Annotated in this window: 20 protein-coding genes; 5 read left to right on the forward strand and 15 right to left on the reverse strand. The window is 36.5% G+C overall.

The window, feature by feature from the left end; all coding sequences use genetic code 11:
* Positions 1-40: 40 nt before the first annotated feature.
* From ACLIJJ_RS15170 to ACLIJJ_RS15180, 3 genes are all read right to left on the reverse strand, one after another.
* The gene (locus ACLIJJ_RS15170) at positions 41-547 is read right to left on the reverse strand and encodes a hypothetical protein (RefSeq protein WP_411411200.1); all 507 of its coding nucleotides are present in this window, start codon (positions 545-547) and stop codon (positions 41-43) included.
* A gap of 428 nt (positions 548-975) precedes the next feature.
* A complete protein-coding gene (locus ACLIJJ_RS15175; protein WP_251647433.1) occupies positions 976-1,431 on the reverse strand; it encodes an Imm6 family immunity protein in 456 nt (151 codons plus the stop codon).
* Positions 1,432-1,450: 19 nt separating this feature from the next.
* Positions 1,451-1,789 (reverse strand): hypothetical protein, encoded by a 339-nt coding sequence (locus ACLIJJ_RS15180; protein ID WP_411411201.1) that lies wholly within the window; start codon positions 1,787-1,789, stop codon positions 1,451-1,453.
* A gap of 1,235 nt (positions 1,790-3,024) precedes the next feature.
* Between ACLIJJ_RS15180 and ACLIJJ_RS15185 the strand changes: the two genes are divergently transcribed.
* The gene (locus tag ACLIJJ_RS15185) at positions 3,025-3,240 is read left to right on the forward strand and encodes a (4Fe-4S)-binding protein (protein WP_411411202.1); all 216 of its coding nucleotides are present in this window, start codon (positions 3,025-3,027) and stop codon (positions 3,238-3,240) included.
* A gap of 30 nt (positions 3,241-3,270) precedes the next feature.
* A complete protein-coding gene (locus ACLIJJ_RS15190; protein ID WP_233314970.1) occupies positions 3,271-3,561 on the forward strand; it encodes a GNAT family N-acetyltransferase in 291 nt (96 codons plus the stop codon).
* Positions 3,562-4,226: 665 nt separating this feature from the next.
* On the opposite strand, the gene ACLIJJ_RS15195 is transcribed toward ACLIJJ_RS15190, so the two are convergent.
* The gene (locus ACLIJJ_RS15195; protein ID WP_411411203.1) at positions 4,227-4,691 is read right to left on the reverse strand and encodes a hypothetical protein; all 465 of its coding nucleotides are present in this window, start codon (positions 4,689-4,691) and stop codon (positions 4,227-4,229) included.
* A gap of 348 nt (positions 4,692-5,039) precedes the next feature.
* Between ACLIJJ_RS15195 and ACLIJJ_RS15200 the strand changes: the two genes are divergently transcribed.
* Positions 5,040-5,447 (forward strand): helix-turn-helix domain-containing protein, encoded by a 408-nt coding sequence (locus tag ACLIJJ_RS15200; protein WP_411411204.1) that lies wholly within the window; start codon positions 5,040-5,042, stop codon positions 5,445-5,447.
* Positions 5,448-5,793: 346 nt separating this feature from the next.
* Here ACLIJJ_RS15200 and ACLIJJ_RS15205 read toward each other — a convergent pair whose 3' ends face one another.
* Positions 5,794-6,288 (reverse strand): hypothetical protein, encoded by a 495-nt coding sequence (locus ACLIJJ_RS15205; RefSeq protein WP_233314967.1) that lies wholly within the window; start codon positions 6,286-6,288, stop codon positions 5,794-5,796.
* 324 nt (positions 6,289-6,612) lie between these two features.
* Between ACLIJJ_RS15205 and ACLIJJ_RS15210 the strand changes: the two genes are divergently transcribed.
* Entirely contained in the window at positions 6,613-7,245 is a 633-nt protein-coding gene (locus ACLIJJ_RS15210) for an esterase/lipase family protein (protein WP_237943054.1), read from the forward strand.
* Positions 7,246-7,619: 374 nt separating this feature from the next.
* Here ACLIJJ_RS15210 and ACLIJJ_RS15215 read toward each other — a convergent pair whose 3' ends face one another.
* The 5 genes from ACLIJJ_RS15215 to ACLIJJ_RS15235 all read right to left on the reverse strand — a co-directional run bounded on the left by ACLIJJ_RS15215 (position 7,620) and on the right by ACLIJJ_RS15235 (position 13,612).
* The gene (locus ACLIJJ_RS15215) at positions 7,620-8,114 is read right to left on the reverse strand and encodes an LURP-one-related/scramblase family protein (RefSeq protein WP_411411205.1); all 495 of its coding nucleotides are present in this window, start codon (positions 8,112-8,114) and stop codon (positions 7,620-7,622) included.
* A 166-nt stretch (positions 8,115-8,280) separates the two neighbouring features.
* Positions 8,281-9,120 carry a phosphonoacetaldehyde hydrolase gene (phnX, locus tag ACLIJJ_RS15220; RefSeq protein ID WP_233314964.1) on the reverse strand — a complete coding sequence of 280 codons (840 nt, stop codon included), beginning with the start codon at positions 9,118-9,120 and terminating at the stop codon, positions 8,281-8,283.
* Position 9,121: 1 nt separating this feature from the next.
* Positions 9,122-10,210: a 2-aminoethylphosphonate--pyruvate transaminase gene (gene phnW / locus ACLIJJ_RS15225; protein ID WP_237943059.1), complete on the reverse strand. Its 1,089-nt coding sequence runs from the start codon at positions 10,208-10,210 to the stop codon at positions 9,122-9,124.
* Between the two features lie 14 nt (positions 10,211-10,224).
* Complete coding sequence (locus tag ACLIJJ_RS15230) at positions 10,225-12,867, reverse strand: extracellular solute-binding protein (RefSeq protein ID WP_411411206.1); 2,643 nt, start codon at positions 12,865-12,867, stop codon at positions 10,225-10,227.
* The gene (locus tag ACLIJJ_RS15235) at positions 12,860-13,612 is read right to left on the reverse strand and encodes an ABC transporter ATP-binding protein (RefSeq protein WP_411411207.1); all 753 of its coding nucleotides are present in this window, start codon (positions 13,610-13,612) and stop codon (positions 12,860-12,862) included. The genes ACLIJJ_RS15230 and ACLIJJ_RS15235 overlap by 8 nt, the downstream gene beginning before the upstream one ends.
* A 219-nt stretch (positions 13,613-13,831) precedes the next feature.
* Here ACLIJJ_RS15235 and ACLIJJ_RS15240 point away from each other — a divergent pair, with 219 nt between their 5' ends.
* A complete protein-coding gene (locus ACLIJJ_RS15240) occupies positions 13,832-14,605 on the forward strand; it encodes a DeoR/GlpR family DNA-binding transcription regulator (RefSeq protein WP_237943063.1) in 774 nt (257 codons plus the stop codon).
* Positions 14,606-14,639: 34 nt separating this feature from the next.
* Here the strand turns inward: ACLIJJ_RS15240 and ACLIJJ_RS15245 are convergent, their stop codons facing one another.
* The 5 genes from ACLIJJ_RS15245 to mmuP all read right to left on the reverse strand — a co-directional run bounded on the left by ACLIJJ_RS15245 (position 14,640) and on the right by mmuP (position 21,428).
* The gene (locus tag ACLIJJ_RS15245) at positions 14,640-15,770 is read right to left on the reverse strand and encodes a glycerate kinase (RefSeq protein ID WP_233314960.1); all 1,131 of its coding nucleotides are present in this window, start codon (positions 15,768-15,770) and stop codon (positions 14,640-14,642) included.
* A 24-nt stretch (positions 15,771-15,794) separates the two neighbouring features.
* Positions 15,795-17,063 (reverse strand): GntP family permease, encoded by a 1,269-nt coding sequence (locus tag ACLIJJ_RS15250; protein WP_233314959.1) that lies wholly within the window; start codon positions 17,061-17,063, stop codon positions 15,795-15,797.
* A 123-nt stretch (positions 17,064-17,186) separates the two neighbouring features.
* Complete coding sequence (locus ACLIJJ_RS15255; protein WP_411411208.1) at positions 17,187-18,308, reverse strand: CdaR family transcriptional regulator; 1,122 nt, start codon at positions 18,306-18,308, stop codon at positions 17,187-17,189.
* 803 nt (positions 18,309-19,111) lie between these two features.
* Positions 19,112-20,047, reverse strand: coding sequence for a homocysteine S-methyltransferase (gene mmuM / locus ACLIJJ_RS15260; RefSeq protein ID WP_411411209.1), 936 nt, complete (start codon positions 20,045-20,047; stop codon positions 19,112-19,114).
* The gene (gene mmuP, locus ACLIJJ_RS15265; RefSeq protein ID WP_411411210.1) at positions 20,022-21,428 is read right to left on the reverse strand and encodes an S-methylmethionine permease; all 1,407 of its coding nucleotides are present in this window, start codon (positions 21,426-21,428) and stop codon (positions 20,022-20,024) included. The genes mmuM and mmuP overlap by 26 nt, the downstream gene beginning before the upstream one ends.
* Positions 21,429-21,481: the final 53 nt, after the last annotated feature.

Genomic DNA, 21,481 nt, shown 5'->3' on the forward strand with positions numbered 1-21,481 from the left:
CAATCCTCTCTTAAAGCATCCTAATATTACCAATATTTAATTATTTTTGTCTCAAGCTTGGAACTAATAAATAATATAAACCAGAGTTATCATCAATATGGGGAGAGATTTCACTATCTGTTTCTGTTTCAATTTTAATATTTTTTGAATTTGTTATACCAGCATACAATTTGAATTTTTTTCCTGAATAAGATTCAACATCCCCTATAATATTCGTATTATTGTTTTTATCGCTAATAATTACCTCGTTTCCATTTTTATACCATGAAACTTTTTTGTTTTTCCATACCAAAGTTCCAGTACCTATACCAACCGCTTCATCTTTTTTAAATTTATAAATTACCATTTTCTCACTATCTACTAATTTTGTTTGACTGATGAAGTCAACAATATATGGAGATTCATCTTTAGCATATTCTAATGCCTCTGCCTCCGAATCAAATTGAACTTCTGATTCAATTTTTTCAGTATTGATTAATTTGTTAAATATAAAAACAACAAGAGCTACTAAAACCAACGTAGCAAAAATAAATACTCCCTTTTTCATTAAATAGTCCTCCTATGTAAGTGATCGTATGTCAATATTCTAACAAATATAAAGATTTCAAAATAATAAGACAAGCCCTTTATCTAACATTTTTTTACATAATTACTTAAGATATGCAGAAGTTTAATATTTAAGTTTTAACCAAATAACTTTTATTTTGGACTTTACATTTCAAAAATTATCCTAATATAAGGGAGAGTATAAAATTTATTTAATATTTTTGATTTATAAACAGTATACTAACTTCTGTTACACATACGATTAGAGTCAAAGAATGATAATAACTTGCTTTTCTATATATCTATTCTCTTAGTCTTGGTTTAGTTTCTCGCTAGAATCTTTCTTAAGTATGTAATTTCAAAATGCCGACATCCAACGATATCGGCATCCCTAAAAACAGATATAAATTTATATTATTTATTTTACGCTTAATCTAAGTTTGTTAAAAGTTGGTCGTAAGTCTTCTTTATTAGGAGAGTAGCATTACCTTTAATTTGTTCAATTGAACTAATAAAATGTTCCACTAAAGTATCATCCACTAGGGCAATTGGTTCTGGAAAGTATTCTACACCCTCCTTTTCCATAGCTTTTCGACTTGTATAAGCAACTGTGTCGATAATACAATTCCATGCAGCAATATCGTTCTCATTTTCGGACATCTCTTGAATAATTGTTATTCCATTCTCTTCATCATCCAACAGATTATAAAGTTCGTAACCAATTTCTTCTTTGTTTTTTACCCATTCCAAACTTTTTGAAAGAGCATTTTGTGCTAGCTGTCTATCTTCAATCTGTGAAAAGTCACTTAAAATTTCTTTTGATAGCAGAATAAAAAAGAGTACTTTTCCTTCATCTGTTAAATGGCTAAATGTATGTTCTTCCATAATACCCTCCTATAAATCTTTATTCTATGTATTTTCCATTTCTAATATTTAATTCTAACCTACCTGTAACCTTAACAGCTTCATTGGTTTCAGATGTAACTATAATAGTTAAATTAGGATAACGCTGACTTAATTGCTTTAAAATGCCAGCAGGTACTTTATCATTAGCTAATCCTTGATAGCATTTTCTACAAACACCAGATGGATTAGACTGATGTAATCTTAATGTACCTGTTACTTCTTCTGGATTCAATCCCTTCTGAATAACAGCAGCATCAAACTCATTAAGAACTCCTTCTTCTGCATGTCTTGTAAAAAGCGGATTGTTGCTAGGAGCCTTTATATTTCTATCAGGCATCTGAATCGGCGAATGATCGGTTTAGACTAGGAAGTGAATCTTTAGAAGAAGACGGTATATGATTTAATTTTGAATCTGTAAAAAGCGACCAAGATTACATTGAAGTTGCCAATAGTATACTGAATCTGCTACATACTTATGATAGAAAATGGATTTCTTCTCTATATAAATAGGAATACCTTTTTAGAATTTCCCTAATATTATTAACATTTTTCATCCTTGGTTTCTCCCCTTTAGAAAGAAGATAAGTTTTCATAATTGGTAGCTTATATTTAACATAACAACCTGGTATTATATAATCTCTCAGTCTTAGTCAAATGGTTTTTTTTGTAAAAACGGTATTAAATGTATATACTGTAATTGACTTCATATTTATTATAACGGAGGTTTGATAAGTGAGGTATTTTTTATTTTTTAGGATTGGAAAGTTTATTCGAAGAGAGTTTGTTTGTTAGTTATATGTCATATGGAAGCACCTCGGTTACTTAATTCATTTTATTGGTTCTTCCTTATTCTAAGCAATTCGTTTTAATAACATATAAAATTACCTACCGCCTATTATATGATTTACAAATTAATAGAATACAAGAAAGACAAGAATAAAGGGGAAGTTAACTATGTTCAAATCAGAGTTTACAAACTTAATTGCTAACCTAATATTATCTGCAATACTCGTTTTTTTACTTACTTATAAAACAGGGATAACCTCTAGTATTATGATACTAATACTTTTTATTTTTTCGCTTCGAGCTGTATATGACATAGTAAGATATAATAAAACTAAAAACCAGAAATCTTAATTTGGCTTCTGGTTTTTGCTAGAATTCCTTTTTATCAAATTAAACATTTTTTGAAGTAGATAATCCTTTTTAAAGACATTTCATTATATTCAATCACATCCAATAACCAGCTACTTTTCTTCAATAGGCAGGCTTCCACTTATTAAAGGAATACTGCACCTTTACTGTTTTTATTTCTGTGGAATAAAATCTGATTATAAATAACTTCACTATGTTTCAATAATTTTATTTTTAAATAACAAGTCTCGAATTGGAGATTCCTCTTAACATATAGTACTATTAAATTAATATTGTTTTTCAAAAATTTATAATGTTGCTACTAAATAGCTCTTTTGCTGGTAAAAACCCATCATACATATTTGTGAAATATCAATTAGAGTAAGAATTAAGAGTAATTCAAAATTATTACCATGGAACTATCAGAAGGAGGATATTATGAGCGAAAAAATTAAAACTTATGATACTGAAGGTATCAAAATATATTGGAAATCCAGTAATTGCAAACATGCAGCAGAATGTGTAAAGGGATTGCCAAGTGTATTCAATACCCAGAACAGACCTTGGGTATCACCACAGAATGCAACAGCTGAAAAAATCATGGAAGTGATTGATCTTTGTCCAAGCAGAGCACTTACTTATGAACAAAAATAAACAGGACTAAAAAGTTAGGAGAATGAGGAAATGACTGAAATTAAAATGGACAAGAATGAATTCTATATTGAGGAATCTAATGAAATTATTGCAAGAATTCAATTTATCCCAAGTGGAAAAGATGTAAATGGACAAAATTTAATTATTGTAAACCATACAGTTGTATACGAGGGACATAATGGCCGTGGATTAGGCAAAGAATTAGTAAACAAGATAGTTGAATATGCAAGAGATGAAAACTTATATATTATTCCTGTATGTCCTTACGCAAAAAGTGTTCTTGAAAGTAAAGAAGAATATCAAGATGTACTAGCAAAATAATTCCATTTTATTACATGTGTTGAATGAGCTACACATAACTGGACAAAAAATAAGGTCCAGTCGACTAATCACCAAATCAGGGCATACTGCTAATTAGTATAAGAGATTCATACTAGCAACAATACTAGGAGAGGCGGTTATGCTAGCCTAGCTAGCAAGCCAGATATCTTTTCCATCTGGTTTTCTGGCTGGCAAAAGTATGGACTTGGAGGCACCTTGTCAAGTTGCGATGGTTACCACTAAATTCGGAAGTCGATTATATCTTATTCGGAATGCTAGTATGACCAGGACTAGAAGAACATTTACCACTTAAAGCCCTAATGGTTAAATAAAACTCTTTGTTATTCATCTTTATTAAAAAGGGATTTAACAATAATTTTTTCATTTTCTTTCTTCTCCCAACCCCTCCCAAAAATCATTTTTTCTTAAAGCACCATAATACTTTCGGAATGCTTGTTAAACTAACCTGCCGAGTTAGCACCAGAACAAGGCAGAACCATAATCTAACTGGATCAAAGATCCCCCTAATTTAAGTAAAACACTACACAAACCTAACAACTTACTAATATTTAAACAAAACTAAACGCTCCGATTTTATTCCGAGCGTTTTGGTGATGTGTAATTTAAAATCCAATTTAATGCACCTATTTTTTTGTTTATGCAACTTATTCAATTACAACGTTCCCTACATATTGAGCACTACCCGCTGAATTAATAAATTCAACTTTTAAAACATATTTCCCTTTGTCACTAGGAAATGTAAATTCCCCAGAGTCATCCAATGCAAGTTCCGTATCTTTTTTATCTTTTAATAGAGCAACTGTTATATTTGGGTCAGTCCAAATATCTCCACCATTTTTATCGTTCTCTTTAAACTCCAAAGACACTTTTTGATCTGAAAAAACCTTGATTTCATCCAGTGATGATGCGTATTTTTCAATATCTTCTACTTTTTTTTGCACATCTTCACTTGCTGTATCCCAACTAATATTTGCTTCTCTTAATTGAACAGATGAAATATCAAAATTCAAGTGGGCAGTTGGAACTCCAACATCATAATCTTCTGCAAAACACCCTGTTAGTGTACAAGTAAAAATCAATCCTATAAATAGTTTAATAACTACTTTCATATCACACCTCATTTGTTTAAGTTAGTTGCCCGTTTACCCCAATATATCTGCAGTGTAGAGCTTAAACTGACCCTTCTGTGTTCTAGAAACGGAGTTCCAATCAAATTACCTGTTTCCTTTAGTTCAATCCCCTTATTTAAACCATTAATAAAATATAATTATTCGGAAGAGGTTCAAAATTTGGCTGTTAGTGTTTTCATGCCCCTTTACAATAATTAAACTGGAAACTTGATCTCCTTTTTTGTTTTTAGTTCTGTGAAGCGTTAATTAATGTATGAATTCTGAAGAAGATTCTGGTATAATATTCTAAATAATTCTTAATAAAGAACGAAATAAAGGGGGGTCAATATGAAAAACAACCAATTTGCTGGGGAGCTTGTAAATCGTCTTAAAGAACTCCGGCTTAAAAGGGACTGGACTATCAAACATACAGCTGAAAAAATCGGAATAGGAGCATCTATGTATTCTGGTTATGAGTCTCAACTTCGTCTGCCACCAATGGAATTATTGTCAAAGATTGCGGAGGTTTTTGATACTACAACTGATTATCTATTAGGAAGCCCCGAAAAAGTAGAACAAACAAAATCTCCAACAGATATAGATTGGATTCTAACACACGAAAACATTAACTATAGGGGCATTGAATTAACATATAAGGATAAAGAAAACGTGAAAGTATTATTAGAGATGTTGTTAGAGAATAGAATGGAACCAATGAATGATGTAGGCTGCTCCATAGAAGAATGTCGACAATAGCAAGTCATAATGGTTAGACGGATGACTGAAATTACTTGAGGGAGTCCGGCTAGCTATTCACCAAATATATGTCATATCCCTTGTCTATATGGATACAGCACTTTTCCAATTTCTTATGTTTCATTCATTTGCAAACAAGTAACTTTCGTTAACCTGCCATGATTTCTGCATAAAAGTACTAATTTTCTTTGTCTCAGAAATGGTGCCTCGTTTTAACATAATAAATGCATCTCCCTATATTTAAGGAAAGCCGCCGAAATATAGGATTGAAACTAAAAAATTGCACTCCAAAAAGTATGCTTTTTGTTTTTATTAATTAAGAATGTTGAGAGTATCTATAGAATAATCATAACCATTTTTCATTTTCATCGATCCATTTCCAAGTAGTTAAATCGAATGCGACTACTGCATCATGGAAAACAAAATAAGAAGGTAATACTAATGCATCTGCATCTGCCATCCTCCAGCAATTCTGAAACCATTCTGCTATTGCTCCTTCTTCCTTTGGGACTAACTCTTCTTCATTTGCCTCATAAAAGCTGTAAAATTCATCAAGCTGTTCATCTGATAGGTGTCTAAATTCCACGTCTGAGAGTATTCCTTTGCTACCAGCAAATAGCAATGAATCCTCCGTTTCTTTGAAAACTTCATTATTATCTCTATCCATTGAAAACATTCTAATGTCAATTGTTGATTGATCCATAAAAACTACAAAGTCTAATAAATCAATATCAGGCGAAAAATTATATTTCTGTATTTCTTTTAATTTTTCTATCAGAGTATCCGTATATTTATTTAGGCTTTCTAAAAGTGTATCCATAGTCTTGTTAACTAAAAACATAAAAACCTCCAAAACTTCTGTATATTAATATCCATTATATACCAAATGCAACGTTGAATATAAGCATGAATGTTATTTTTTGATTAGCTTTTAAAAAAATTATTGTACACAAAACCTTCTAATTAAAAATATTTAAACTGGGAGTATCCCTTCTTTCTCTATACTGCCCCGTTAATACCACGAATTTGCATTACTTAAAATTCCTCTTCTTATAGATATTAAAACTATTCAAGAATACAAACTATAAATAAATAGGAACTATTTAACAAATTAGTAATTTAAAGTATAATTTTATAGTAAATTATTATTTTTGGAGGGAGTTAAATGAAAAAACTATTAGTAGGTTTTATACTAAGTATCATTCTAATTTTGTCTGCAGTTGGGATACATCCAACTAACACAAACGCAGCCACTGACCATAATCCAGTTGTTTTAGTTCATGGCATTAGTGGCAATAGCTATAACTTTTATGCTATAAAGAATTATTTAGTGAGTCAAGGTTGGAATCGAGACAGTCTCTATGCAATTGATTTCTTAGACAAAACTGGTAGAAATTCAAACAATGGACCACAACTTTCTAGATATATAGAGGGTGTGTTAGCAGAGACTGGAGCAGATAAAATAGACATTGTTGCTCATAGTATGGGGGGAGCAAATACTCTCTATTACATTAAGTATCTAGGTGGAGGAGATAAGATTAGAAATGTGGTAACACTTGGTGGTGCTAACGGTCTTGTTTCCTCTACTGCACTTCCAGGAACAGATCCAAACCAAAAAATTCTCTATACATCTATCTATAGTACAGGTGATAGGATTGTATATCCATACTTATCTAGATTAGAAGGTGCTAGAAATATTCAACTGTATGGAATTGGTCATATCGGGTTATTGTCTAACAGCCAAGTAAATGGTTATATCAAAGAAGGGTTAAATGGTGGAGGCCTTAATACAAATTAAAAGACAATTCCTTGGAACCGTACTATTACGGTTCTTTTTATAGTTCATCAGTATATCCGTTCATAATTATGAAAGAGTTTTGATTTAATTATCTAGTAAGTGGTACTACCCCTTTATCATATTTGAGCAAGCATAATCTTCATTAATATAGATTATCTTTATAGCGTAGCTTGAAAATTTAATTCTGTTCGGACTCACTACCTCTATACTCACTATTCCCCACATTTAATTTAGAGCAAGACCGATAAAACCTCATTTATTTATAGTACTAATACGTACCATATATAAATGAGGTTTTATCAGTAAGTAAAATATAGCCGTGATGATTCCCTAATTATCTTTTTTCCATCTGCATATTTATTTCTGCATCTTCATCATGTCGCTGCCGAAGCAGCCGCTGCTTCATCAGCCTTCACACAATCAATTGCTACAACTAACGCGATAATAATAGCCTCCATCTCTTCATTCTCTATCTGAACCTTATAGCTGTCTCCCCAAGTAAACCATTCCTTGCTAACGCTACCAATCACATTGCCATGCTGTTTGACTTGAAAATCCATGTCCCACCAGTTACCCTGTACCTCAATATCTGCTGCATCTATCGTATACCGTGGTTTAAAGAATGAAAACTCTTTTCTTATCGTTAACGCCTCATGGCCATTTACCTCTACAAAAAACTTCGGTAAAAAGCTGAATACCTTTTTAGTAATAAGGGCAACTTCTTGTCTATTTGTATTCATTATGGCGAAGGTCTTTGGGACTTGCATAAAGCTTCCTTCCACATAATAAATATCCTGCTCTGTTTGATCTTTCACTGTAAACTTTCCACTTAAACTGAATACCTTTTGCTTTATATAAAGTTGTTTCATAAGGCACCTCCTGTAAAATTGGGCAATCCAAAAGTGCTGATTTTTAAGTTTTCCTATTTGTTAACAATACGTATTAGCCATACCAAAAGATTCGTCCATTGCAAAAAAAGCAAAAGCCTCCCTAACGGAAGGCTTTTGCAACGGTTAATATTTCAAGTGTGCTTTTTTAAGCAATTGGCATCTTTATTTCAGCACCTGCACCAGGTCTTTTACCTGCCTCTATCATCTCTTCCAATTTCTCCATTAATAGAGGAAGCTCTCCCATCGTTTGGATAACAAAATCTGCACCATTTTCAATAAAACGCTGTCTTGTTGTGTAGATGCTTTGCTCCTTTTCTTCCTCTGTAAGTGCTGTGAATTCTTCTTGCGTTAGTCCCATTTCCGAGCTTCCAATTACAACTCCTACAGACCAGACTCCTGCATTAATGCCTTCCTTTATGTCGGATACTGTATCGCCAACTTTTATAACGCTCCAAGAGGCTGTCAGCTTTAATTCCTCCATATTACGGTAGATCATATAGGGATATGGTCTGCCATATGAATCTGTTTCGTCTGGAGTAACGAGAAAGTCTGGACTGTAGCCTTTTTGTTTAGCGTTTGGTACGACGATGTCCATCATTTTTTTTGTGTAGCCTGTTGTGGAGCCGATTTTGATGCCGCGCTCGCGTAAAACTTGGACTGTTTCAAGCACTTCTGGAATTGGATTGGTATATTCGCTTAAACTTGCGAGCAGGGCTGGCTCGAATTCAGCATATAGCCGCTCTACGTCTGCTTCTGTAAACTCACGTCCGTATTGCTCTTTCCATAGGCTTGAGATTCTTGGCATGGAAAGCATTGCTCGGATATGGTCGATTTTCAGCATCCCCATCGGTTCTCTTGCTTCTGCCATTGTTACATCGATTCCGGCATTGTGGAAAATATCAATAAACACATTTACTGGTGCAAAGCACCCAAAATCTACTGCTGTTCCTGCCCAATCTAGAATAATGCCTTCTACTCTGTTCATATTAAAGTCCTCCCATATATTCTTTAATAACATCACATAGTTCTTGTATGTCTGTTTCATAGATCTCGCCGATATTGCCAATACGGAATGTGTCTATATCAGTTAGTTTACCTGGGTATAGAACAAAACCTTTTTCTTTAACATACGAGTAGAAATCAATGAAGCTAAAAGTTTCACTTGGATACAGAAAGGTTGTTATAATTGGTGATTGCTTTTCTTCTGTAATATAAGCAGTAAAGCCGATCTCTGCTAGCCTGCTTCTTAGTACTGAATTATTGTTGTGATATCTTTTAAATCTAGCAGAAACACCGCCTTCTTCTAGCAGTTCATCGATTGCTTTTGAGAATGCTGCTACTACATGTGTTGGGGATGTAAAGCGCCATTTTCCGTCCTTGTCCATTTCCTTCCATTGATCAAACAGATCTAGCGATAAGCTGCGGGCATTGCCTTCACATGCAATCAGTTCAAGCTTGTTGGCTAATACAAAACCGAAGCCAGGTACTCCTTGGATGCATTTGTTTGAGCTGCTTATTAAGAAATCTATTCCCAGCTCTGCTATGTTCATTTCCACACCGCCAAAGCTGCTCATTGCATCGATTATCAGCTTTTTATCATAATCCTTTGCTAACTGAGCTGCTAGAGTTAGAGGATTTAAGATTCCTGTTGTTGTTTCACAATGAACCATCGCAATATGGGTAATCGTCTCATCTGCCTCAAGAATGTCTCTCACTTTTGCTTCGTTTGGATGTTCATTATACGCTGTACGGTATTCTACAAAGTTAAGACGCAAATATTTCGCCATTTTCACAATCCGCTCGCCATAGGCCCCGTTAGTAATAATAAGCAGTTTATCTTGCTCCGAAAGAGCTGTATGCAACACAGATTCTACTACAAAGCTGCCGCTCCCTTGCATTAATACTGCTGTATAGTCGCTTTCCGGTGCACCCGCCAGTTTTAGTAGCTGTGCTCTAATTTTTTGGGTAATTTGCTTGTAATCATCATCCCATGTACAGCGGTCAAACAGCATTTCTTCTTTTACTGCTTTGCTTGTTGTTAATGGTCCAGGTGTTAGTAATTTATAGTTTCTCATTGTTGTCTTCCTCCTTATTGTTTCGCTTCCGTAAATAATTGCTGATGCTTTTCTAATAGTTCTACAGTTAATTGCTCTGCATACTGTTTGGCATGAGCAGGTTTGTTAATGTCATCTACTGTTTCGCCTTCATAAATGGCTACTGGATAATTCGTGATTAATTCCTGTCTGGCATCATTGATAATTGTTTCCGCCATTTCCATGGCAAGCTTTGTTTTTTCCTTATCATCTTTGTTTACGACTGCAACTGATTCTGTCAAAGAGAAATTCCCTTCTGTCGGATCAACATAGCTGATCGGTGCTCCTTCCTCTTGCGCTTTAACTGCTTGGTGGCGAAGACCAAATCCTGCAGCTACTTCTCCAGCTTGAACTTTTTTGATAGGACCAGACCCTGAGCTTTCCAAATGGGGACCAACATTAGCAATCAGCTTTTCCAACACTTCTTTCCCTTCTTCTTCTCCGTATTCTGTTAGAATGGCTTGTACTAACAGCCACCCTGTTGATGAATCTGCAATATTTGGAATTGAAACTAAATCTTTATACTCAGGTTCTGTTAAATCCATAATAGACGTTGGCGCTTCTAAACCATTTTCCTTCAGTACCTCTGTGTTGACAAAAATCGCACCAGTAATTGCAAGGATTGGAGAATAAAAGGCTGGATGTTCATCAACTGCTTTTGTTTCAAACGTTAAATCTGTAAACATATCATTTTGTTGTTGTGCACTTTCAAGGAAATAGGAGCTCATTGTGACCAGATCTGCTTCTATGTCTTTTCCTTCGGCAATAAGTTTCCCGCCAAGTTCAGAAGTTCCTAAAGACTGTAATTGATATTTGCCTTCATAACCTGCTGCATTTAATGCATTTTCCATTGCTGTTATTGCCTCTTCATCACCATTTGTGGCAATCACTACTTTCTCTGACGCTGCACTGCTGTTACTGCAGGCAACCGTCACAAAAAACAGACTGACGGTTATCAATAACAAAGCCACTTGTTTCATCGCTTTTTGCATGTTAATCCCCTCACTTTTTTTGGATTTTGAAACAAAGCCTGCTGCTTTATGTTTTTGGACATAATCACAGATAAGCTTTACTGCTAAGTTTGTAACAAATATTAGAATCGACAGAACAAATATTTCATTGAATTTAGCAAAATGCTGCAGCTCCTTAATTTTGCTCGCAAGCACAACTGTCTGTGTCGATACTAAAAAGATAATCCCGCTGATGGTAACCATCGAATTGATAAAATAATAACTGAACATTTCGATAATTGTTGTTATAGAGTTAGGTAAGATAACTCTCCAAATTGTTTTGAACCAGCTATCTCCGAATAAACCTCCTGCTGTTTCCCAATTTGGATTCATTTTTGCTAACGTGTTTTTTGCCATCAAATATGGTGTTGTAAAATAATGAACGATATTACATAAGATGATAATTAAAAATGTCCCTTTTAGAGTGCTACCATTGATAAGCAGTAAATAAGATAATCCTAATACCATGCCAGGAACTGTATTACAGATGATAGAGATAACATCCAGCACCTTCGTTTTCATACTTGTTCGCGCTGCTAGTAATGCCGCGAAATAAGCTACTACTGTGCCAAAAACAGCTGTACTTGCTGCTATTAAAATCGAATTCTTGTAAACGAAAATTAATTCACTGGATTCAAGTACTGATTGAAAATGCCCCCAAGTAAATGACATATCATACGGATAACTGTTTACGAATGGTGCGATAAATATAACCGCAAATACAGACAGCATAGCTGTGATAATCAGTGCAGACAGAATACCGAAAGCACTGTCTCTTTTCTTGTTCTCCAGCAGCTCCATATCAGAGACATTGTCATTATGAAAATTGAATTTTTCCAAATAGCTTAACAGGAAAATGCCAATTACACTTGGCAAAAGCATCATTACAGCGATTACTGCCCCATGGTTAAAATTAGGAATAGATCCAAGCATAACTTGATAAAGCTGTGTTGCGACAACATTGTACGTCCCGCCGATAGAGGCCGGAATACCAAAGTCTGTGAAGCTTAGGATAAACGAAAGCACAAACGCTCCACCTAATGTTCCAATTAACGGGCGAAGCACCGTGGTATTAAAACTGCGGAACACCCCATCTCCCATTAGTTTCGACACAATCATATATTTCTTGTCTACCTGCATAAAGGAGTTGTGAATTAACAAAAATGCTGGTGGAATGGTATAAATGACATAGCCAAGCAATAAGCCATTAAAGCCATAAATATTGAATAATTCCCCGCCAAATATGTTTGTCAGCAAGCCTTGCTTTCCGAATGAATAAATAATCGCAAAGCCATATGTTATTGTCGGGAGCAGCATTGGAACAAGAATGCCAATTCTAACCGCTTTTTTCAGTGGCTGAAACATCCTAGTACATTGAATACTGTATGCCAGCACAAACGCGATAACGGTTGTTAATACAGCAGTAAGCCCTGACACTTTCACACTGTTCCAAACTGCTTCACCAAAAGCTTTATCTGTTATTACTGTCTGAAAATGAAGCAACGATAAACCTTCATCTCCCTGCACCGACCGAATAAACAGCAGAATGAGCGGAACAAGCATAAATAACGAGAACAGAAGAACAACGAGCCAATAAATAAGGCGCATCTCTTTTTTGACACTATACATGGGCGCCACCATATAAGGACAGAATGCTTTGTCTTTTCATCTCCAGCTGTTTCAAAATAAAGCTGCGTACAAATTCATTTTGTGGACGCTGCATGATATCTTCTGGTGTTCCAAACTGGGAAACTTTACCGTCGTTGATGATGAGAATTTTATCAGACATCGTCATCGCCTCTTCCGGATCATGTGTAACCAGAATTGTCGTTAGCTTAAACTCCTTAGCGATTGTTTTAATTCTTTCCTTAATCGATTCTTTAATAACCCCATCTAAAGCACTCAAAGGCTCATCCAATAATAGAATTTTCGGTTTTGTCACCAGTGTCCTCGCTAGTGCGACTCGCTGCTTTTGCCCTCCTGATAATTCATGAATTCGTTTAGTCAAATGAGGCTGCAGTTCAAGGAAATCAATGTACTCTTGAATTTCTTGTTCTGTAATGCTGCCTTTTTTATTTTTTAATCCGTAACGGATATTGTCATATGCATTCAAATGAGGAAATAGTGCATAGTCTTGGAATACAATATTAAATCCTCGTTTTTCCATTGGAACTTTTGAAACATTATCCTCATTGAAAAGTATTTTGCCATTATCCATTTTTACTAATCCTAATATGATTTTTAATAGAGTTGTTTTTCCACTTCCACTTTTACCTAAAAGGGAGACGATTTCCCCTGTTTGGATGGATAAGCTAATATCTGACAGAACCTCTTTATCCCCGAATTGTTTGCTGACATTTTGTAGTTGAAGCAAACTTTCCACCTCCTCTTGCACAACTTCAGTATATATACTATATGTAAATGACAAACCTGTTTTTTGTTAAGCGAATGTAAAATATGCATATTTTAAGCATAAGTTATACATTAGTTTTGCATATATTCATTTTAATTAATTAGTGTTTCTTGCTTTTTTTCTACGTATAAAGTATAAATAGAGGCAAGTTCACTATTAAAATGAATGAGGGGAAAAAGCATGTTTCCACTAGAAAGACAAAAAAGAATTATAGAATTGTTGATGGTCAAAAAAGTCCTTAAAATGACAGAATTAACTTCAGAGCTTGGCATCTCTGTTGATACTTTACGCAGAGATATTCAAACGCTAACGAATGAGGGGAAAATTGAGAAAATATATGGAGGTGTGAAGCTAGTTGAATCGTTCTTAGGTGAATCGACTATGGGAGAGCGGATGGTCAGCCACTTGACTGAAAAAGAAAGCATTGCCCTTACATGCAGCAATCTCATCAATGATGGCGATTGTATCTTTCTCGACAGCGGCTCTACAACCTATCAAATCGCCAAATATATTAAAAACAAGAAAAACTTGACGGTCGTAACCAACTCCATTCCAATCATAACCGAGCTAATGACTAGCGATGTGGAATTAATTGTGATTGGCGGCAAAATCCGTAAAGAAGAAAATTCAGTAGTAACATTTGATTATCTATTTAACTTTCAAGAGCTCAATATCTATAAAGCGTTTATCTGTACAAGCGGGATTACGCTAGAAAAGGGAATTTCTGATTATAATTTAGAGGAAGTCTTAACAAGGAAGAAAATGATTGAAATATCCAAGGAAATTTATGTAGCTGCTGATAGTTCGAAGTTTGGTAAAGACGTGACCGTTAGCATTTCCCCGCTAGAGAGTATTGATTACATCATTACAGATGCCAATTTATCTGATAGTATTGTCGAGCAGTTCCGCGAAACAAATTGCACTTTAATACTCGCAGAAAATACGGAAAAATAAGAAAGGGGAGTCACACAACGGTGACTCCCCTTTCTTATTTCATCCCCCAGACAACAGCAATATTCCGGGCTGTTCTTTCCACGTATTCCTCTGCATTCTGAAATGCTTCCTGTAAGGATATAACACCTGGAATGATGCTGAAGACTGCGTCAATGCCGTGTTCATGAACAACATCACTGTCACTTGCAGCATTACCAGCTATGGCTATTACAGGGACACCATGTTTTTTGGCAGTCTTAGCGACGCCGATTGGGGTTTTCCCAAAAATCGTCTGACTGTCTATTTTTCCTTCTCCTGTAAGGACTAAATCAGCATCAGCAACAAGCTCAGAAAGCCGGGTTGCTTCAATCACAATGTCGACGCCGCGCTTCAAATCAGCTTGCATAAATGCCAGCAAACCGCCGCCCAGTCCGCCTGCTGCTCCTGCCCCAGGTACTTCAGCTATTTTTATGCCTAATTCTCGTTCAATGACTGCTGCATAATGAGCTAGGTTTTCATCTAGTTGGTGCACGATTTCAGGAGTGGCACCTTTCTGCGGACCAAAGATGGCAGAAGCTCCTTTTGGACCAATCAAGGGGTTATCCACATCGCAAGCCACTTCGATTTTGACACCAGCTAACCTTGAGTCCAAATGCGATAAATCGATGGCAGCAAGACTGCTGAGGAAACCGCCGCCATCTTCTAATTTTTGACCGTTCTTATCAAGGAAACGGGCACCAAGCGCGCTTGCCATCCCAGCACCGCCGTCATTAGTCGCACTGCCGCCAATACCGATAATAATATGGTCGACATTATGCTCAAGTGCAGCGGCAATTAATTCACCAGTGCCTCTTGTTGTCGTAACAAGGGGATTTCTTTTTTCTGATGGTACTAAATAAAGCCCAGAGGCTGCCGCCATTTCGATTATTGCAGTTGTTTCATTACCAAGTATTCCGAAAAACGCCTCTACTTTCTCGCCTAACGGGCCAGTCACTGTTTTTGTGATAATTCTTCCGCCTGTTGCATCCACTAATGACTGCGTAGTACCCTCTCCTCCATCAGCCATAGGCACTTTCACATACTCAGCATCAGGAAATACTTGCTTAAAGCCGTTTTCAAGCGATTCTGCTACCTGTAATGCTGATAAGCTTTCTTTAAAGGAATCTGGTGCAAGGACAATCTTCATCTTTATTGCTCCTTTCTATATTTTTTAGCCAAATAGTTTAAACACCCCATAAATAAGGGTTGATATGATTGCTAATGTTAAGCCCACTAGTGTTTCATATGGCAATAGCTTTAGGCGTTCCTTCATGTCCATGTTGACACTGCCGCCTGTAGAATGGAAGAAACTTCCGTGTGGAAGATGATCTAGAACAGTAGCACCAGCATGAATCATTGCAGCACCGGCAAGGGCTGACACACCCATGTCAAGGATGGTAGAACTGAACACTTGGCTTGCCACTGCTGTTCCTGCAGTAGTAGAAGCTGTTGCTGCCGACATAAAAATTCCCGATACAGGTGCAAGCACATAACCTGGAAGTCCAAGGACATTTAACCCATCAATGAGCACATCCTTTAAACCAGAATTAGCAATAATTCCTGCTAATGTACCTGTTCCAAGCAGCATGATCGCAACACCGGACATCTTTCCTAAGCCAGATACAGCATAATCATTAATCTTTTTCCCTCTCCCCATCACAATTGCACCGACTATTCCGCCAACCGGCAAGGCAATCATTGGATCGATGCTAATATTAAATAGCGGCCGTAATGCTAATAACAAAATCGTTACAATCGGCGCCACAATCGCTGTTAAAAAGGATGGAAGCTCCATGCTGTTAGGAGAGTCAATTTCCGCTAACTGGACGACTGACCCTTTTTTGACAAGTCTTTTTGCAAGCAAATAGGTAATGGCGAGTCCGAAAACAGCTGGAATGATACCTGCAGCCATAATGGATGTTAACGGAACATTAAAGGCATCCGAAGCAGCAATCGCGTTCGGGTTTGGTGACATGATATTCCCTGCCTTACCTCCGCCAATCATTGCCAGCAAAATAGCGGTTTTAGAAATGCCGGCCTTTTTAGCAATTGCCAAAGCAATCGGTGCTACTGTAATAACGGCAACATCAACAAACACACCGACTGTGGTCAAAATCATCGTCGCTAATGATAAAGCGAGGAGCGCCCTTGTTTCTCCCAGCTTTTTTACAATCGTTTCTGCGATAACAGCGGCCGCACCAGATTCAATCAAGACACCAGCAAGCACCCCAGCTGCCAGAATTCTTAGCACTGCAGGGATAATCCCCTCCGCACCTTCTATCATCAACAAAACTGTATTAGCTATATCTACTCCTCCGACTAGTCCACCGACTAAGGCGCCGGCAATCATGCCATAAGCAGGAGAAACTTTCTTCAGTATTAATACAATTGCTACAACAAGTGCTACAATTGCTCCTAAAGCGCTTACTTGAATGTCCAAAATAGCTCCTCCTCATTTGTTTGTAATTATTAATAATTGTAAGCGTTTCCTAAATGTTTTTCTTCGTTCATTCCATAAAAAAAAGCTTGGCAGCTCCAAGCTTTTTTGTGCATTTGCACAAGTCTATGAAAGTTGATTTTGAAGAACAGAAAGATAAAGCTCTACTAACTCCTTTATTTTCCGCGGGTCCTTACCTGTCAGCTCATTAATTCGCTCTAAACGGTAGCGAAGTGTATTGCGATGAATAAACAGCCTTGCTGCCACTTTGTTCACGTCTCCATTTTCCTCTACATACATAAGCATGGTTTCAAGCAATTCCCCTTTTTTATCCTGTTGCTTCAACCTCTCGATATAGGTACCAAACTTAACATCTAGCCCCTGTTCTTTTGCTTGCGACAGAAAAATCGGCAGCTTTCTGTCCTCTGAGGAATAGATGTTCTTATCTGGATCTAGCTTTTTACCAACCTTTAAAGAATGTACAGCTTCCTGATAAGAAATACGTATCCCTTCCAAGCCGCTGTAGTATGTTCCAAGAGAAAATTTGACTGCCAGCTCTTCCTGTTTTTCGAGATAAGACATCCATCTCTCCAGCTCAGCTCTTGTGGCTGCTTGATTCCAGACGCCATTTTTTAACACAATCCTTTTTAATAGAATAATATAATGTTGGTGGACAACATATAAATCATCCTTTGACAGCTTTGCACGAATGGTTTTAAAAACTTTAGCATTATCATCTGCTGCCATAATTATTACCGTTCTTGGAATAGTTAAGTCCATGCCGAGCCGCCTAGCTCGGTCAAAATAGAGTGAATCAAAGTCTTCCTGTCCATTAAGCAGCATCGTCACAAGCTCTTCTTTTAACCGCTCATCCCATTGCATTTCCTCCATTAAAAAGGCTTGCTGGATGATCATTTCGGCAGCCATTTTGACAAGCTCTCCATAATTACGGATTTCCTCAGGTGCTCCCGTTATCCCAATGACACCAACAACTTTTTCATGAAAAGTAATCGGCAAGTTTATACCTGCTTTCACCCCATGAAACTTATCTGCTTCAGTAACACCAATTTCAAAACCAGTCTGCGTTTCGATTACCTTTACTGCACCTTCATGGATAGAATCAACTCTATCCTCATCCCCTGAGGCAATAATAACCCCTTTTTCATTCATAACATTAATATTCCAATTTATAATTGTCATCGTGCGATTGACGATTTCCTGTGCTAGCTCCTTGTTTAAGTATTTCATCTGAACCCTCTTTTCTGGTACAAAAGGATATCCTTCTTTATTAAGATTATATTTATCTTAACATAGCAGTCTATTCTGACTTCACTTAATTTTTTTAAGTTATTCTTTCTATTAAACATCTTATTAAAAATATAATGCAACCTTTTCTTTATAATCACGTAGGTCCTCTTACTAGCAACAAACGATATCCATAAAAAAGCACCCTAATCTTAATGTAGTCTAAAAATTAGGGCACCCACCATATTATATGAAATAAAAAAACTATATTTCACTTAGGAATAACTATTCTGAATACAAAAGTGTTTATTATTGATGTAATTATATTTTGTGGGAAGAAATTTTAGGACGGGCAACAAGAAAGAAAATCGTATGCAAAACAAAGAAGATTACCGCAATTATAAGAAAATCTACTATCAAAATAAATTCAACATTATTTTGTATGAAGTCATGAAGAAAGAAAGTTATAATCAATACAATGAAGCAGCTTAAAGTACTTTGTTTCCAAAAAGAACTGTATGCTATTTTTGAAATGAAAAACACCTCCTCTATTCACCATTCTAATCACATCTTAATTTAAATCTTCAGCTGGTACAACCTGAATATCAACCCACTATCCTATCGCTTCAAAATATAATATAAATGCCCTATAAAAAAGATATATAACTATAGATATACTTACAAAAACTATATTATTTATCTCTTATCAAATTTACTTCTCTCCATTTAAAATAAATTATAGACTTAAATTTTCTCTTTCCTTATAAAAAAAGACTTGGATTATATCCAAGTCTCAGAATTATTCACTACCGCAATTCTCTAGCAATTACTGCAATATCCCGCGGTGATGTTCTGCAACAGCCGCCGATAATGCTCGCTCCTGTTTTAAACCATTCTTTATGGCTTAAACTTGCGCATGCTTCCTCGCCATGCCAAGTTTTTGTGGTCGGGTCGTATGTTTCGCCTGAATTTGGGTAGACAATTATTGGTTTATTTGTACTTTCTTTTATATTTTTGATTGCTTCTGTGATGATTTGTGCTGATGCACAATTAAAGCCGATGGCGGCAATTTGGTCGTGTCCTGTGAATTGTCTGCCACAATCCTTTAATGGTGTGCCGTCACTGATTTGTGTTTCATCTTTTAATGAGAAAGAAAGCCAGGCGTATGTATTCGGAAATTCCTTTAGTATTTCAGTCAGTACGGTTGCTTCCTGCAAAGAGGGAATTGTTTCAAATGCAAGAATATCAGCTCCTGCTTCCATTAATGCTATCATTCTTTTCCGATGAAAGTCTGTAAGTACTTTGTTTGTTACATCATAGTTCCCGACATATTCAGATCCATCTGCCAAGTATGCGCCATATGGTCCGACTGATGCAGCGACTAACGGCTTGGGTCTGTTTGACTGTTCGTGCTCTTTCCAGAAGTCATCTCTAGCCTTTCTGGCAAGAGCAACGGATTTTTTTATCAACTCTATTGCTTTTGTTTCATCTATATCTCTTTCTGCAAAGCCTGCAATCGAGGCCTGATAGCTTGCGGTGATGGCGCAATCTGCTCCTGCGCGAAAATATTCTGTATGCACTTGATAAATAAGCTCTGGTTTTTCTAAAAGCACTCTTGCTGACCAAAGCGGGTCATCTAAATTACAGCCATGTGCTTCTAATTCTGTCGCTAATGCTCCGTCTAAAATCATCAGCGGATAATCTGATAAAATATTGTTAATTGGATTGCTGCTGATCGACATACTTTACTTCTCCTTTTTTTAATTTCTTCATTACATAAAAGCTAACATAGCAAAATAGGATAAATGGAATTCCGCAATACAGGGCAATCCGTTGTGTTGGGTCAAAGGCAATACCAATACATGATGCAAGACATAATAAGAAAGAAGCAATCGGTACAAATGGATACAACGGTGTGCGATAGACTAAGCTGTCGACAGAGTTTCCTTCTTTAATAAAGCGTCTGCGGAACAAAAACTGTGAAGCACTAATGCTCATCCAAACAGCGACAACAGCTAGTCCAGAAATAGACACGAGCACGATATAAACTGTATCTGGAGCTACTATGCTTGATAAAAGCGCTAATCCTCCGCCCAACATGCTGAAAATCACGGCATACACTGGAACCCCTTTTTTCGACAGCTTTTTAAACTTCGGTGAAATTGTATTTTTATCTGCAAGTGACCAGAGCATTCTCGAAGCTGCATAAAGGCCTGAATTAGCAGCAGACAAAATGGCGGTCAAGATTACAAAGTTCATGATATCTGCCGCATATGGAATTCCAATCCGCTCAAACACTGTTACAAATGGGCTTTCTAACACCCCGGCTTCGGATGCTGGCAATAGGGCAGACAATACAAAAATAGTACCAACAAAGAAAATGATTAAACGCCATAATGTTGTATGAATTGCTTTTGGGACGTTTTTTTGCGGATCTGCCGTTTCACCTGCGGCAATTCCAATTAACTCTGTTCCTGAAAAAGCAAAATTAACAGCAAGCATCGTCATAAACAACGTGACAGCACCGTTCGGGAAAAGACTGCCACTTGTAAAATTACTCAGCAGCGGTGCAGACTGTGAATGAGTCATTGGAATAAGCCCGAACACTGCTCCTAATCCTAAAATAATAAAAAGGGCAATGGCAATTACTTTAATAGAGGAAAACCAAAATTCAGATTCAGCAAACAATCTGACTGTAAGTATATTAAGTATGAAAATTAAAATTGCAAATACTAAGCTCCAAATCCACACATTAACAGATGGAAACCAGCGCTGCATGAGAAGTCCTGCAGCTGTAAATTCTGATCCTAATGCAACAGTCCACGTTAGCCAGTACAACCAGGCAACTGTATAACCAGTAGCTGGGTTAATGTATTTAGCGGCATAGCTGTGGAAGGCTCCTGTTTCTGGCATATGCACAGCCAGCTCCCCTAAGCACAGCATCACTAGATACACAACAAGCGCACCAATGAGGTAGGCCAGTATTGTACCGATAGGACTTGCCTGCTGTATGGTGTAGCCTGAACTTAAAAAGAGTCCTGTTCCAATTACTCCTCCAAGTGACAGCATCACTAAATGTCTTGTTTGCATTTTCCGCTGAAATTGTTGTTTGTTCTTTTCCATCTTAACTCTCCTTAAAATATCCAGAAAAAAACACACCCTAAAATAGAGTGCGC

The sequence above is a fragment of the Niallia laureatilytica genome (genome assembly GCF_046613985.1).
Taxonomy (GTDB): Bacteria; Bacillota; Bacilli; order Bacillales; family Cytobacillaceae; genus Niallia.